10 protein-coding genes are annotated in these 14,506 nt (G+C 55.8%); 6 read left to right on the forward strand and 4 right to left on the reverse strand.

The window, feature by feature from the left end; translation table 11 throughout:
- Window positions 1-64 precede the first annotated feature (64 nt).
- From AUQ41_RS13000 to iolB, 6 genes are read left to right on the forward strand one after another with little or no spacing between them, the layout of a single operon-like run.
- A complete protein-coding gene (locus AUQ41_RS13000; RefSeq protein ID WP_063088784.1) occupies window positions 65-1,162 on the forward strand; it encodes an ABC transporter permease in 1,098 nt (365 codons plus the stop codon).
- Window positions 1,162-1,941, forward strand: a complete 780-nt coding sequence (locus AUQ41_RS13005; protein WP_063088785.1) for an ATP-binding cassette domain-containing protein — start codon at window positions 1,162-1,164, stop codon at window positions 1,939-1,941. Before AUQ41_RS13000 ends, AUQ41_RS13005 begins: the two co-directional genes overlap by 1 nt.
- Window positions 1,941-3,854, forward strand: coding sequence for a 5-dehydro-2-deoxygluconokinase (gene iolC / locus AUQ41_RS13010; RefSeq protein ID WP_063088786.1), 1,914 nt, complete (start codon window positions 1,941-1,943; stop codon window positions 3,852-3,854). Before AUQ41_RS13005 ends, iolC begins: the two co-directional genes overlap by 1 nt.
- Window positions 3,851-5,680: a 3D-(3,5/4)-trihydroxycyclohexane-1,2-dione acylhydrolase (decyclizing) gene (iolD, locus tag AUQ41_RS13015; RefSeq protein WP_063088787.1), complete on the forward strand. Its 1,830-nt coding sequence runs from the start codon at window positions 3,851-3,853 to the stop codon at window positions 5,678-5,680. The genes iolC and iolD overlap by 4 nt, the downstream gene beginning before the upstream one ends.
- Before the next feature lie 4 nt (window positions 5,681-5,684).
- Window positions 5,685-6,590, forward strand: a complete 906-nt coding sequence (gene iolE, locus AUQ41_RS13020; protein WP_063088788.1) for a myo-inosose-2 dehydratase — start codon at window positions 5,685-5,687, stop codon at window positions 6,588-6,590.
- Window positions 6,590-7,393, forward strand: coding sequence for a 5-deoxy-glucuronate isomerase (gene iolB, locus AUQ41_RS13025; RefSeq protein WP_063088789.1), 804 nt, complete (start codon window positions 6,590-6,592; stop codon window positions 7,391-7,393). The genes iolE and iolB overlap by 1 nt, the downstream gene beginning before the upstream one ends.
- Before the next feature lie 409 nt (window positions 7,394-7,802).
- On the opposite strand, the gene AUQ41_RS13035 is transcribed toward iolB, so the two are convergent.
- From AUQ41_RS13035 to nirB, 4 genes are read right to left on the reverse strand one after another with little or no spacing between them, the layout of a single operon-like run.
- Window positions 7,803-8,810 carry a bifunctional precorrin-2 dehydrogenase/sirohydrochlorin ferrochelatase gene (locus AUQ41_RS13035; protein ID WP_063088791.1) on the reverse strand — a complete coding sequence of 336 codons (1,008 nt, stop codon included), beginning with the start codon at window positions 8,808-8,810 and terminating at the stop codon, window positions 7,803-7,805.
- Window positions 8,782-11,490 (reverse strand): nitrate reductase, encoded by a 2,709-nt coding sequence (locus AUQ41_RS13040; RefSeq protein WP_063088792.1) that lies wholly within the window; start codon window positions 11,488-11,490, stop codon window positions 8,782-8,784. The genes AUQ41_RS13035 and AUQ41_RS13040 overlap by 29 nt, the downstream gene beginning before the upstream one ends.
- Window positions 11,480-11,830 carry a nitrite reductase small subunit NirD gene (gene nirD / locus AUQ41_RS13045; protein WP_063088793.1) on the reverse strand — a complete coding sequence of 117 codons (351 nt, stop codon included), beginning with the start codon at window positions 11,828-11,830 and terminating at the stop codon, window positions 11,480-11,482. The genes AUQ41_RS13040 and nirD overlap by 11 nt, the downstream gene beginning before the upstream one ends.
- A gap of 5 nt (window positions 11,831-11,835) precedes the next feature.
- Window positions 11,836-14,307: a nitrite reductase large subunit NirB gene (gene nirB / locus AUQ41_RS13050; RefSeq protein WP_063088794.1), complete on the reverse strand. Its 2,472-nt coding sequence runs from the start codon at window positions 14,305-14,307 to the stop codon at window positions 11,836-11,838.
- Window positions 14,308-14,506 lie beyond the last annotated feature (199 nt).

The raw sequence follows: 14,506 nt of genomic DNA on the forward strand, positions 1-14,506 counted from the left end.
CTCCCGCCAAGGGCGCGCCCAAGGCCGCCCTTGGTACCCACCTGATAGTTAAAAGAGTGATGCCATGTCGGACGAGCGGCTCAAGCAAGTCTCAGCCATTCGCCGTGCCATGATCAGGCCCGAACTCGGTGCGATCTGCGGTACGATCCTGGTCTTTGTTTTCTTCTTTATGATTGCCGGTGATAGCGGCATGTTTTCCCCGGAAGGCATCCAGAACTGGGGTGTTGTATCAGCCCAGTTTGCCATCATCGCAGTCGGTGCTTGCCTGTTGATGATTGCCGGTGAGTTCGATCTTTCGGTCGGCTCAATGATCGGCTTTGCAGGTGTGGTGATTGCCATTCTGTCTGTTCAATGGGGGCTGCCGGTTTGGCTGTCTATTATTGCGGCCTTCATCGTATGCACGGCACTGGGCGCATTGAACGGTTTTCTGGTGATCAAAACAGGCCTGCCGAGCTTCATTGTCACCCTGGCATTTTTATATATTCTGCGTGGTCTGACCATCTGGCTTTCCATTCTGACAACCCGACAGACCATTATTGGCGGGGTTAAGGAAGTTGCCGAGGGAGACCCGCTTGCCTGGCTGTTTGGCGGCGTGATCTTCAAGGGTTTCTTCCAATGGCTTGGCGATATCGGTGTCATTGATACCTTTACCCGTGGTTCCCGTATCGGGCAGCCGGTCGTTGAAGGTCTGCCGATGCTGGTCATCTGGGCGCTGGCATTGATCATTTTTGGTCATTGGCTTTTGACCAAAACACGTTTCGGCAACTGGATCTTCGCATCAGGCGGGGATGCGCAGGCCGCACGTTATGTTGGCGTTCCGGTCAATCGCGTTAAAATCCTGATGTTCATGTTCACCGCATTCTGCGCAACCGTCTTCGCGACCTGCCAGGTCATGGAATTTGGTTCGGCTGCAGCCGACCGTGGTTTGCTCAAGGAATTTGAAGCCATCATCTGTGTGGTGATCGGCGGCGCACTTCTGACAGGTGGGTATGGTTCGGTCATTGGTGCTGCGCTGGGGGCTTTGATCTTTGGTGTGGTTCAGCAAGGCCTGTTCTTTGCCGGTGCGGAAAGTTCGCTTTTCCGGGTGTTTCTGGGCGGTATCCTGATCTTTGCTGTGATCATGAATACCTATATCCGCCGCATGATTACGGGAGAACGGTAATGAGCACGCCATTGATTGAAATGGACAATATCGAAAAGCATTTTGGACCGGTAATCGCGTTGGGCGGTGTTTCCTTCAATGTGATGGAAGGCGAGTGCCACTGTCTTCTGGGTGATAACGGTGCGGGCAAGTCGACCTTCATCAAGACGATGTCAGGCGTACACAAGCCGACCAAGGGTGTCATGCGGGTCAGTGGTCAGGAGACGGTTTTCGACAGTCCGCGTGATGCGATGGAAGCCGGGATCGCCACCGTTTATCAGGATCTGGCGATGATCCCGCTGATGTCTGTAACGCGCAATTTCTGGATGGGGCGCGAGCCACGCAAAAGCTTTGGCCCATTCAAATGGATCGACTTCAAACATGCCAACAAGGTCACCTTGGATGAAATGGCATCGATGGGCATCAATCTGCGCGAACCTGAACAGGCGGTTGGCACGCTTTCGGGTGGGGAGCGGCAAACAGTTGCGATTGCGCGTGCCGTATATTTTGGTGCCAAGGTCCTGATCCTTGATGAACCGACATCGGCACTTGGTGTGCGCCAGACGTCAAACGTTCTGGCGACCATTGATCGGGTGCGCAAAGCCGGAATTGGCGTCATCTTCATTACCCACAACGTGCGCCACGCCATGGCAGTGGGCGACAGGTTTACGGTTTTGAACCGCGGCCAAACCCACGGCACGGCGAAGCGGGGTGAAATCAAACCCGAAGAGCTTCAAGACCTTATGGCGGGCGGTCAGGAACTGGCCGAACTCGAAGGGTCCCTTGGAGGGACGATTTAATGAAGCGGCTTGATGTCATTACGATTGGACGATCATCCGTTGACCTTTATGGCACCCAGATTGGCGGGCGCCTTGAGGACATGGCGTCGTTCAAAAAATATATCGGCGGTTCCCCGACCAATATGGCGTGCGGGACTGCGCGGCTGGGATTGAAATCTGCGCTTATCACGCGGGTTGGCGACGAGCATATGGGGCGTTTCATCCGAGAAAAGCTGGTTGCTGAAGGCGTTGATGTTCAGGGTGTCATAACCGACCCTGAGCGCCTGACTGCACTTGTGCTTTTGGGCGTGCGCGATCAGGAGCAGTTTCCGTTGATTTTCTATCGCGAAAACTGTGCTGATATGGCGTTGTGTGAGGATGATATCGATCCCGACTTCATTGCAAGTGCACGCTGTGTGACGGTTACCGGGACGCACCTTTCGCATCCCAAAACCCGTGCGGCCGTTCTTAAGGCTGTTCGACTGGCCCGTGATGCCGGTGCCAAAACCGCACTCGATATTGATTACCGTCCCAATCTTTGGGGGCTGTCGGGGCATGGGGATGGTGAAAACCGTTTCATTGCATCCGACGCTGTTACCAAGGAATTGCAGGCGACGCTGCATCTGTTTGACCTGATTGTAGGCACTGAGGAAGAATTCCATATTGCCGGTGGTGTGACTGACACGCTCGAAGCGCTTGAAAATGTTCGGGTGATTTCGAATGCGACACTGGTTTGCAAACGTGGTCCAATGGGGGCTGTGGCGTTTGCGGACACAATTGGCAAAAGCCTTGATGACGGTATTTCCGGGCCGGGCTTTACGGTTGATGTGTTTAATGTCCTGGGGGCTGGTGACGGGTTTATGTCGGGCCTGTTGAAAGGATGGCTGAGCGACGCGGACTGGGAAACGTCCCTGAAATACGCCAATGCCTGTGGTGCATTCGCGGTGTCGCGACATGGCTGTACACCGGCCTATCCGAGTTGGGATGAGCTGCAATTCTTCTTTGATCGCGGTATCAAAACGACGGAACTGCGTAACGATGCAGAGTTGGAGCAAATCCACTGGTCAACCAATCGCACAGGCCAATGGCCGGAGATGCGGGTTTTTGCATTTGATCACCGGATGCAGCTTGAAGATCTTGCCGATGATCTCAGCGTTTCGCATGACCGCATTGGTCCGTTCAAGGAACTGTGCCTGCGCGCGGTCCAGAATGTTTCGGGCGGCAGGGATGGATACGGCATCCTTTGCGACCTCCGACTGGGGCGTGATGCCCTTTATGCGGCGGCGGGCACCGGGCTTTGGATCGGGCGACCGGTTGAACTTCCGGGATCGCGTCCGCTTGAACTGGAAATTGGTCCCGATCTTGGCACGAAACTGGCGGAATGGCCGGTGGAGCATGTGGTCAAGGTTTTGTGTTTCTATCATCCCGATGATGATGATGTGACCAAGGCCGATCAGGAAGCCACCATCATTCGGCTTGCCAATGCAGCGCGCGGCAATGGCTTGGAATTCCTTCTGGAAGTTATTCCGTCGAAGGTTCGCGATTGTGATGATGAAACAACGGCCAAGGTGATCAAGCGTTTCTATGAAATCGGTGTTTATCCCGATTGGTGGAAGCTTGAACCGATGAAATCGGATGCGGCATGGCGCAATGCCTGCGATGCGATTGCCCAAAATGATCCCTATTGCCGGGGTATCGTCGTGCTTGGTCTTGATGCACCAGAAGCGGAGCTCGTGGAAAGCTTCGAGGTTGCGGCGCGCTTTAACATGGTCAAAGGCTTTGCTGTCGGGCGCACGATCTTTATCGATGTTGCGCGTGACTGGATGCAAGGTACGATTGCCGATGATCAGGCTGTTACAGTAATGGCCCAAAAATATCGCGCCCTGTGTGATATCTGGGACGCGGCACGCAAAAAATCGGGAGGAGCGGCATGAAAACCGTTCGATTAACCGCCGCCCAAGCAATGGTGCGGTATCTCAGCGTACAGCGCAATCACGACGGCGAGAGCTTTTTCGGGGGCTGCTGGGCCATTTTCGGTCATGGCAATGTCGCCGGAATGGGCGAGGCGCTTCATGGTGCTGGCGACAGTTTTCCGACATGGCGTGGTCATAATGAACAAAGCATGGCCCACGCGGCGATTGCCTATGCCAAGGCCTCCAATCGCAAGCGGGCCATGGCCGTGACAACGTCGATCGGGCCAGGTGCGACCAATATGGTGACGGCCGCGGCACTGGCGCATGTGAACCGGTTGCCGGTTCTTTTTATACCCGGCGATGTATTTGCCAATCGTGCACCGGACCCGGTTTTACAACAGATCGAAGATTTCGGGGACGGTACGATTTCGGCCAATGACTGCTTCAAACCGGTCAGTCGGTACTTTGATCGTATTACCCGCCCGGAACAGCTTCTGACAGCATTGCCGCGCGCAATGGCGGTTCTGGCAGATCCGGCTGATTGTGGGCCGGTGACCCTGGCATTTTGTCAGGATGTGCAGGCAGAAGCCTATGACTGGCCGGAAAGTTTCTTTGCGCCAAAGACATGGAAACACCTGCGTCCCCGTGCGGACCTTCAACAGATTGAAGACGCCATTCGCGCGATCAAATCAGCGAAAAAGCCGCTGATTATTGCCGGTGGTGGCGTGCATTATGCCCAAGCCTGCGGTGATCTGCGTGAATTTGCCCATCGTCACAATATTCCGGTGGCCGAAACGCAGGCAGGGAAATCCGCCTTGCCGTGGGATGATGATCTCAATATGGGCTCGATTGGTGTTACCGGGGCAAGCAGTGCCAATGCCATTGCCGAGGACGCCGATCTGATCATTGCGGTTGGCACACGTCTTCAAGATTTCACGACGGGCAGCTGGTCGCTTTTTAAGAACCCTGATCGTCGTATTCTTTCGATCAATGTCGCGGCCTATGATGCGCGTAAACATGACGCGATTTCCGTCGTCGGTGATGCCAAGGTCACGTTGACGGAGCTCACCAAGGAACTGGGCGACTATCGTGCAAGTGCGGTGGACCCGGCGCTCAAGCAAAGCTGGATGGATGCGGTTGAGGGTGTCACCGCGGCGCCAACAGGAAACGCGTTGCCAACGGACGCACAGGTGATTGGTGCGGTTCAGCGCAGCACAGATGAAAATGCGATTGTTGTTTGTGCAGCCGGTGGGCTTCCTGGCGAACTTCACAAGCTTTGGAAAGCAGCCCGACCCAATGGCTATCACGTTGAATATGGTTTCTCGTGCATGGGATACGAGATCGCCGGGGGGCTTGGTGTCAAGATGGCCTGCCCGGATCGCGAAGTTGTCGTTATGGTCGGGGATGGCTCCTACATGATGATGAATTCCGAGCTCGCGACCAGTGTGATGCTGGGGCACAAGATCATCACTGTGGTCCTTGATAACCGGGGCTTTGGCTGTATCAACCGTTTGCAGATGGCAACCGGCGGGGAAAGCTTTAACAACCTTCTTGATACCGCGCGCCATGTCGTGCCCTCGGCAATTGATTTTGCCGCGCATGCCGGTGCGATGGGGGCGATTGCCGAAAAGGTATCGTCGATCACCGAGCTTGAAGACGCCATGGTGCGCGCCAAAGAGGCTGATCGATCCTACGTCATTGTGATTGATACCGATCCGTTGCCAAGCACGGAAGCCGGTGGTCATTGGTGGGATGTCGCCGTGCCGGAAGTATCGGTTCGCCCAAGCGTCAACGAAGCCAGAAAAAATTATGAAGCCGCGCTGAAAAAGCAGCGCCCGGGAGATTAAAATAATGATCCTTTACGGTACCAATCCGATTGCCTGGTCCAATGATGATGACCAGACCCTTGGCGCAGACATCAGCCTTGAAACCTGTTTGTCGGAGGCGGGAAAGATTGGCTTTGACGGCATTGAAAAAGGTCACAAGATGCCGACCGAGCCGGCCGCACTGAAAGCTGCCCTTGCGCCACATGGCCTTAAATTCATTTCAGGTTGGCATTCGCTTAATCTTCTGACCCACTCGGTCGAGGACGAGAAAAAGGCCATTCAGCCGCATCTGGATCTTCTGAAGGCGATGGGATGCAAGGTTTGCATTGTCTGTGAAACGTCAAACGCCATTCACGGCAATGATAACGCAGCCCTTAATAACAGCCCGGTTCTCCATGCCGATCATTGGGCCAAGTTCGGTGCGGATGTCGAAAAAATCGCCGCCTATTGTGCCGATCAGGGCATTGATCTGGTTTATCACCATCACATGGGCACGATTGTTGAAACGGCCGATGAAATTCATGCCTTCATGAAAAATACCGGGCCGAAAACCAAGCTTCTGCTTGATACCGGTCATGCCTGGTTCGGGGGTGCCGACCCCGAAGAACTGGCGGCGCGTTACATGGATCGTGTCGGCCATATCCATTGCAAAAACGTGCGCCCGACTATTAGCAAACAGGTCCGTGAAGAAGGGCTTAGCTTCCTTGAAGGTGTGCGGCGCGGGGTCTTTACCGTCCCTGGCGATATCGAGGGGGGCGTTGCATTTGAACCGGTCCTGAAAATCGCAGCCGACCATGGATATTCCGGCTGGCTGGTGATCGAGGCAGAACAGGATCCGAACGTTCGTAACCCGTTTGAATATCAGTCCTTGGGGCTGAAATCGCTGCGCGACATGGCACGGAAAACCGGACTGGATAAAGGAGACGCCTGATGGCTGATCTGCTCAGAAAGCCGAATGGAACGACCGGGAAGGTCCACGATATCACAACGGATAGTGCCAATTGGGGTTATGTCGGGTTTGGGCTGTATCATCTGAAAACCGGTGAAACTGCCCGGGAAGCAACCGGCGACCGTGAGGTCATTCTGGTCTTGGTTGAAGGCAAGGCAGAGATATCTGTCGATGATCAGGATTTCGGTGAGCTCGGCAAACGCATGAGCGTGTTTGAGCGTATCCCGCCAGCCTGTGTCTATGCGCCCAATGATGCCAACTGGAAAGCTGTTGCGACCACCGATTGCACGCTTGCGGTTTGTACCGCACCCGGCAAGGGAAATTTCCCTGCACGCGTAATCGAAAACATTGAGCTCGTGGAGCGTGGCAAAGGGGCGAATACCCGATATATCCACCCGATTGCGATGGAAGAAAAAGACATCGCCGATAGCCTTCTGGTGACCGAGGTCTTTACCCCGCAAGGTAACTGGTCAAGCTATCCGCCGCACCGCCATGACGAGGATAACTATCCCGACATGACCTATCTTGAAGAAACCTATTACCATCGCCTCAATCCCAGACAGGGATTTGGTTTCCAGCGCGTCTTTACCGAAGATGGCGAACTTGATGAAACCATGGCGGTGTCAGACGGTGATGTTGTGCTGGTGCCCAAGGGACATCACCCATGTGGCAGCCCTTATGGCTATGAGATGTATTACCTCAATGTCATGGCAGGGCCGGTGCGCAAATGGCGTTTCCAGAACCACCCGGACCATGACTGGATATTCCAGCGCGACAGCAAGTGATGCCCTTATTTGATCCAGGACCCAACAAGGCGCACAATTACAACGTTGTGACACGCCTTGCGGTGCATGTTGTCATGGCTGTGCTTAGCGTGCTTGTGGTGTTCTGGTTTAGTGCCGCTCTTTCTTCGTCGTCGTTGCTCAGCTCCAACATTCTGAACGAGGCGACCGAAGTTTTTCCGATTACGGGCATGGCCTGTCGGACCTGGCTCTTTAAGGGCCTGCCTGATTCCAAACAACCTGAACGCGGAAGCCCTGCAAACGCGCGCTCTGCAACGCCATGTGGGTGGTCGTATTAAAACCGGATTATGATTTCGGGTGAGGTTTGATATCACCTCGCTTCACATTGCAAAAGCCACCAGTGGTCTTGATCGTCGGGGGGTGAATAACCTCCAACTGCTTGCTTTGTTGGTTAGTTTCGACAAAGCCGCAGGACGTTCATGCCCTGTTGGGTAAAGAACTGGATCTGTTTGCTGGTCGCCAATCCGGCGTCGGGTATTTCGACGTGTTTGTCGCTAGACGGGCTCATTCTGATGAGGGTCGCATCCCGGCGGGCCAGGGCAAGGATGTCGGGTGCCACATCTTTGTCGTGGAAAATGATATCGGCTGTTTCGATGTTGCCGGCAACGCCATGCGGGATGTCATAGGCGTTATTGGCGCTGATCGTGACCTGCAAGGATTGGCCGGACGGCACGGTTGCGCTGCTGCCTTGCGGGACAAAGGTGCGGAGTTCATGTGCAAGGTCATCCGGGGTGACTTTGCCGGTGTTGTCCGCGCGCAAGGTGTTTTGGAAAAAACGCGTCCAGAAGCGCTGTCGAGACAAGCTGTCGCTTAAATGTGCGGCCACGGTTTCGCGGGCATCACGGGCGATTTTGGCGAGGTTTGACAAGGTTGCCGGGAACACGGTTTCAAGTCGTTGCCGCAACATGCGCGCCAGTGCCGGGGCGCAGGCACCCGTCGAAATCGTGATCATGATTGGTGCGCGATCAAGAATGGCGGGCACAATGAAATCGCAATGCGCGGTCTTGTCGACGACATTCAGCAGGATATTGCGTCGTTTGGTTGCCGCCTCGACCCGCTTGGTCAGGTGGGGATTGTCGGTTGCGTCAAACACCATGATCGCGCCATTAATCATGGTATCGACAAACGGGGCGCGTTCCCATGTGATCTGGCCGGCATTGTGCATGTTTGCAACATCATCGCACACTTCAGGCGCAATCACCGTGATGTCGGCGTGACTGCGCAGCAGAAGGCGGAGCTTGCCTGCGGCAACTTCGCCGCCCCCAAGCACAACGACCTTCTTGCCCTGCACTTTCACGAATGCGGGGAAGTAGGCGAATTTTTCGTCCGGCTGATCGGTGGTTGCCCGATGTGCCGTGGCGTTCAGAGTGCTATTCTGCGGCGCGCGGTAATACGTCATCGAGAATCTCCTTTATCTCCGGCACGCAGGATCCGCATCCTGTCCCGGCCTGAAGCAGGCGGCCGATATCGGTCGCCGTCACGGCATTCTGTTCAGAGATGGCTTTGCTGATTGCGGCCAAGCCGACCGAGAAGCATGAACAAATTAGACGATCATTGATCGCCCCGGCATCGGGCATCCGCCCGGCCAAAAGCGCGTTGCGTTCAACCGGCGCGATGGCATCCGCACCAAACAGGTTTGAAACCCAGTCACGACCAAGTGCCTGACGATCGGGGCCGACAAACAGCGCCCCGGTAATGCGATCACCCTCGAGGCGGGCAAACCGATGGACACCCTTGTTGGCATCCGAGTATTCAATGATCTGCTCAACGTCCCTGTTTGCTGTAATCGGCAAAAGGGATTTGAACAGGATCGGGGCATCACCGGCGATTTCGTACACCATGCTGCCCGGTCCGGTCGCACCGACCCAGTAGGGCAGTTTGGAAAGATCGACCGGCGTACTTGAAAACAGCAATCCCTGCCATTTGGCGCTAAACGGCTCGAGGGTGACCGGAATATGTTTGCTTTCGGGTTGGCCGGAGTGGGGGTCAACATTGGGGGGCTGTAGTCGACCAATCCCACCCGCGGCCGAGAAGACATCGTTCCAGTGCATCGGAACGAAAACCTGTCCTGGTGTTTGTGCATCCGTAGTTGCCACCCGCATCAACGCAGTGCCATGCGGGCTTCTGATCCGGGCGATCCCGCCATCAGCAAGGCCGTAAAGGGCAGCATCCTTTGGGTGAATTTCAAGCAACGGTTCAGGGCGATGCGCGCTGAGCCGGGCGGCAGTTCCCGTGCGCGTCATGGTGTGCCACTGATCGCGGTAACGGCCGCTATTGGCAATCAGCGGGTATTCCCGGCTGGTTTGAGATTGCGGGCCGCTGTGGGTAAGGCCAAGCATCTTGGCGCGCCCACTTGATGTGGTGAAAATGCCGTCGCCATAAAGGCGGGTTGCGCCATTCGCAGGCTGAGATTTGCGCGAGGCCGGCCATTGAAAAGGTGCCATGCTGTCATAGGCCGATTTTCTGGCCTTGTGCCATGCACCGATATCAAAGGCACGTGTGCCATCATTTTCGAATTCCGACAGGGCGGCGTGCTCGGCAAAGATGTCGCTTGGGTCCTTGTATTTGAACGCCTTGGCAAAGCCCATGGCCTTGGCGACTTCGGACATGATCCACCAGTCTGGCTTGGCATTGCCAAGGGCCTGACGGAACGGGCGTTGGCGCGAAATGCGACGTTCGGAATTGGTGACCGTGCCGGATTTTTCGGCCCAACCGGCAGCGGGGAGTTTGATATCAGCATGACGCAATGTATCGGTATCGTTCACTACGTCCGAAACAATCACAAGCGGACAGCGCGACAGCGCAAGCCGGACACGATCGGCATCCGGAAGGCTGACTGCCGGATTGGTCGCCATGATCCACACGGCCTTGATTTCGCCGCGTTCAACGGCGCGGAACATATCAACCGCTTTGTATCCTTCGCCCTGTTCAAGAACATCGGATTTCCAGAACCGACGCACGCGATCAACATCAACCGGGTCTTTGGGGTTCATGTGGGCGGCCAACTGATTGGCAAGCCCGCCAACTTCGCGTCCGCCCATGGCATTGGGCTGGCCGGTGACGGAAAACGGGCTTGAACCCGGCTTTCCTACGCGCCCTGTTGCCAGATGGCAATTCAGGATCGAGTTGACCTTGTCCGATCCGCTTGAGGACTGGTTTACCCCTTGCGAGAACACCGTGACAGTGCGTTCAAAGGCGGCAAACCAATTAAAGAACGTTTCCAGTTTTCCCAGGCCCGAGCCGAGTTCATCAGCGCTTTCATGGGTGTCGAGCCCGCATTTTTCTGCGGTTGTCTCGATATCGGGGCAGTCAGAACGTGCTTCTGCCACGGCGTGTTCGTAGCCGGTCACATGACGGGCCACGTAACGAAGGTCGGTGTTGCGGGTTTGATCAAGCCAGGCCAGCAACCCGTTAAACAGGGCAACGTCGCTGCCCGGTTTGATCGGCAGGTGCAGATCAGCAATATCGCAACTTGCCGTCCGCCTAGGATCAATCACGACGATCTTTGTGCCGTGTTTTTCCTTGGCCGCACGCAGGCGCTGGTTCAGCACCGGGTGACACCATGCCAAATTTGATCCGGTCAGAATGACCAGATCGGCGATTTCAAGATCCTCGTAACAGCCCGGCACAACGTCCGCGCCAAACGCCCGTTTGTGCCCGACAACGGTCGAGGCCATGCACAGCCGGGAATTGGTATCGATATGCGGTGATCCGATAAAGCCTTTGATCAGCTTGTTGGCGACATAGTAATCCTCGGTCAGAAGTTGACCCGAGACATAGAACGCCACCGACTTCGGGCCATGCTGTTCGATGGTTGCGCGCAGGCGCTTTGCCGTTTCGCCAATGGCATCATTCCATGCGACCGGCTTGCCATCGACTTCGGGTTCCAGCAGGCGAATATCGCGCTGTTCCTCGGCCATGATGGTATCGATCAGCGCGGCACCCTTGGAGCATATCCGCCCGAAATTGGCCGGATGATCCGGATCACCGCCGACAGCCCATCCATCACGGGTTGGCGAAATGATCAGGCCACAGCCAACACCGCAATAGGGGCAGGTTGTTTTGACCTCATCCTGCATGGCGCAATCCAGCTTGCAGTTCGGTCAGGCCAATGCGCACAATCCCATCAATGACCTTGCATTCCACCTTGGCGGCACAGCCGTCATCGGGCCCCTGTGCCTCGCCGGTTTCGAGCGAGAACACCATGTTATGCAACGGACAGGTCACGAAATGACCATGGACGATGCCCTGTGCCAGCGGCCCTTGTTTGTGCGGGCAGCGGTCAAGCAATGCAAAGATCTGATCATCAAGTGTTCTGAAAATCGCAATGCGATCCGTTTCGGTTTGCAGGGTGCGTGCCCCTTGCTGCGGGATGTTGGCTGCGGGCCCGACTTCTACCCATGTCAGAGTGTTGCTCATCTGTCTTACTCCGCTGCGACCATCGAAAGGGGGGTGAATTCGTGCGCGTCAACGCCTTCGGATGCGCGTTCTGCCCATGGATCAATCTGCGATGTTTTCTGACTGATCATGAAGCGTTCAAACAGCGCCTTGCGGTTGGCTTCGTCATCGACAACCCGTTCCTGAACATGTTTCAGGCCAACCCGTTCGATCCAGGGGGCCGTGCGTTCAAGGTAACGGGCCTCTTCGCGGTAAAGCTGAATGAAGGCGCCGCAATATTCCTTGACCTCGTCGTCAGAGGTGACCTTGCATAGAAGATCGGTCGCACGGACATGAATGCCGCCATTGCCACCAACATGCAGATCCCAGCCGCCATCGGTGGCCACAACGCCGAAATCCTTAATGGTTGCTTCGGCGCAGTTACGCGGGCAACCCGATACGGCCATTTTGAACTTGTGGGGCATCCAGGACCCCCAGGTCATTTTTTCCAGTTCGACGGCCATGCCCATCGACATCTGGGTGCCAAAGCGACACCATTCCTGCCCGACGCAGCTTTTGACCGTTCTAAGCGATTTGCCATAGGCATGACCCGATACCATGCCCGCCGCATTCAGATCGGCCCAGACAGCCGGCAGGTCTTCTTTTTTGACCCCCAAAAGGTCAATGCGCTGACCACCGGTAACCTTGACGGTGGGGATTTCGAACTTGTCGGCAACATCGGCAATCGCCCGCAGTTCACGCGGGTTGGTCAAGCCACCCCACATGCGCGGAATAACTGAATAAGTGCCGTCTTTCTGGATGTTGGCGTGAACGCGTTCGTTGATAAAGCGTGACGCACCGTGATCGACATATTCACCTGGCCACGCCGCCAGCAGATAATAGTTCAAAGCCGGGCGGCAAACATGGCAGCCATCGGATGACTTCCATTCAAGTTCCTGCATGACGGCAGGCATGGATTTCAGGTTTTTGGCAATGATCAGACGACGGACGCTGTCATGATCATGATCGGTACAGGTACAGATCGGCTTGACCGTCGCGGCCTGATAGTCGCCGCCAAGGGTTGCAGCCAACAGGTTTTCAACAAGGCCAGAGCATGACCCGCAGGATGCCGATGCCTTGGTATGGCCTTTGACCTCATCAAGGGTGGTCAGGCTTTTTTCATTGATCGCGGCAACGATCGATCCTTTGCAAACGCCGTTACAGCCACAGATCTCTGCATCGTCTGGCAGGGCTGCAACGGCATCAAGAGGGTTTCCAGAAGATCCCCCCGCAAATGCCTGACCAAAGGCAAGTGTGTCACGCAGTTCGGTGACATCTTCGCCGTCTTTCATCAGCTGGAAATACCAGCCGCCATCGGATGTGTCGCCATACAGGACCGCACCCTTGATCTTGCCGTCTTCAAGGACGATGCGCTTGTAAACGCCGCGACCGGCATCGCGGAAAACGATTTCCTCTGTCTCGCCGCCGCCGGAAAAATCACCTGCGGAAAAGACGTCGACGCCCGTCACCTTAAGCTTGGTCGAGGTGACTGAGCCGGTATAGCCATCAGTGTATATTTCGGCCATGTGATCGGCCAGTGATTTGGCCATTTCAAACAGCGGGGCAACCAGGCCATAACATTGACCGCGGTGCTGAACGCATTCGCCAACGGCAAAGATCGCCGGATCACTGGTGGTCATGACATCGTCAACCACGATGCCGCGTTCGACTGCAACACCCGCGTCTGCGGCAAGGCGCCCATTGGGGCGAATGCCAACAGCCATAACCACCAGATCTGCCGGGATCATACGTCCGTCTTTAAGGCGAACGCCGGTAACATGTTCATTGCCAACGATTTCGGCGGTATCGGCCTCGGTAATCACCGTAATGCCGCGACGTTCCAGTTCTTGCGCCAGAAGGTAACCTGCCGACGGGTCAAGCTGGCGTTCCATTACATGGCCGGCCAGATGCAAAACCGTGACATCCATGCCGCGCGATTGCAGGCCAACGGCCGCTTCAAGGCCCAGAAGGCCGCCACCGATGACGACTGCCGGGCCGCCCTTGGCAGCAGCACCCAGCATGGTGTCGACATCATCGACATCGCGGAAGGTGACAACGCCGTCAAGCTTGTGACCGGGAACCGGGATGATGATCGGATCAGAACCGGTTGCCAGCAAAAGCTGGTCATACTCGGTTTCGGTTCCGCTTTTGGAAATCACCACTTTGCGGTCGCGGTCGATCTTGATCACCGGGTCGCCGGAATAAAGATGGATGTTGTTTTCGGTGTACCATTCCGGGGTGTTGATCACGATTTCGTCGAAATCCTTTTCGCCAGACAGCAATGGCGACAGCATGATGCGGTTATAGTTCACGCGCGGCTCGGCACCGAAAACGGTGATGTCATATTTGTCTGGGGCGCGGTTCAGGATTTCTTCAACGGTCCGCATGCCGGCCATGCCGTTGCCGATGACAACCAGGCGGGCTTTGGCGGTTCGTAATGCAGCAGTGACGTGGTTCATTTGTCTCTGGCTCCTCGTCGCGGGATGCGAATTGGCACAAAAAAACGCCCGATGCGGCCTGCCCTGAAAAGAGGCATTTCGCAACGGACGTCGTTATCCGGTGAACCCGTCTTTGGATTCTTTATATATACAATCGGCTTTTTCGCCGGAGCCGCAGGCGACACTGCCCGCGCTCTTGCATCAATGTATTCAAGTGCCG

Source organism: Thalassospira sp. MCCC 1A02898 (assembly GCF_001618185.1).
Taxonomy (GTDB): Bacteria; Pseudomonadota; Alphaproteobacteria; order Rhodospirillales; family Thalassospiraceae; genus Thalassospira; species Thalassospira tepidiphila.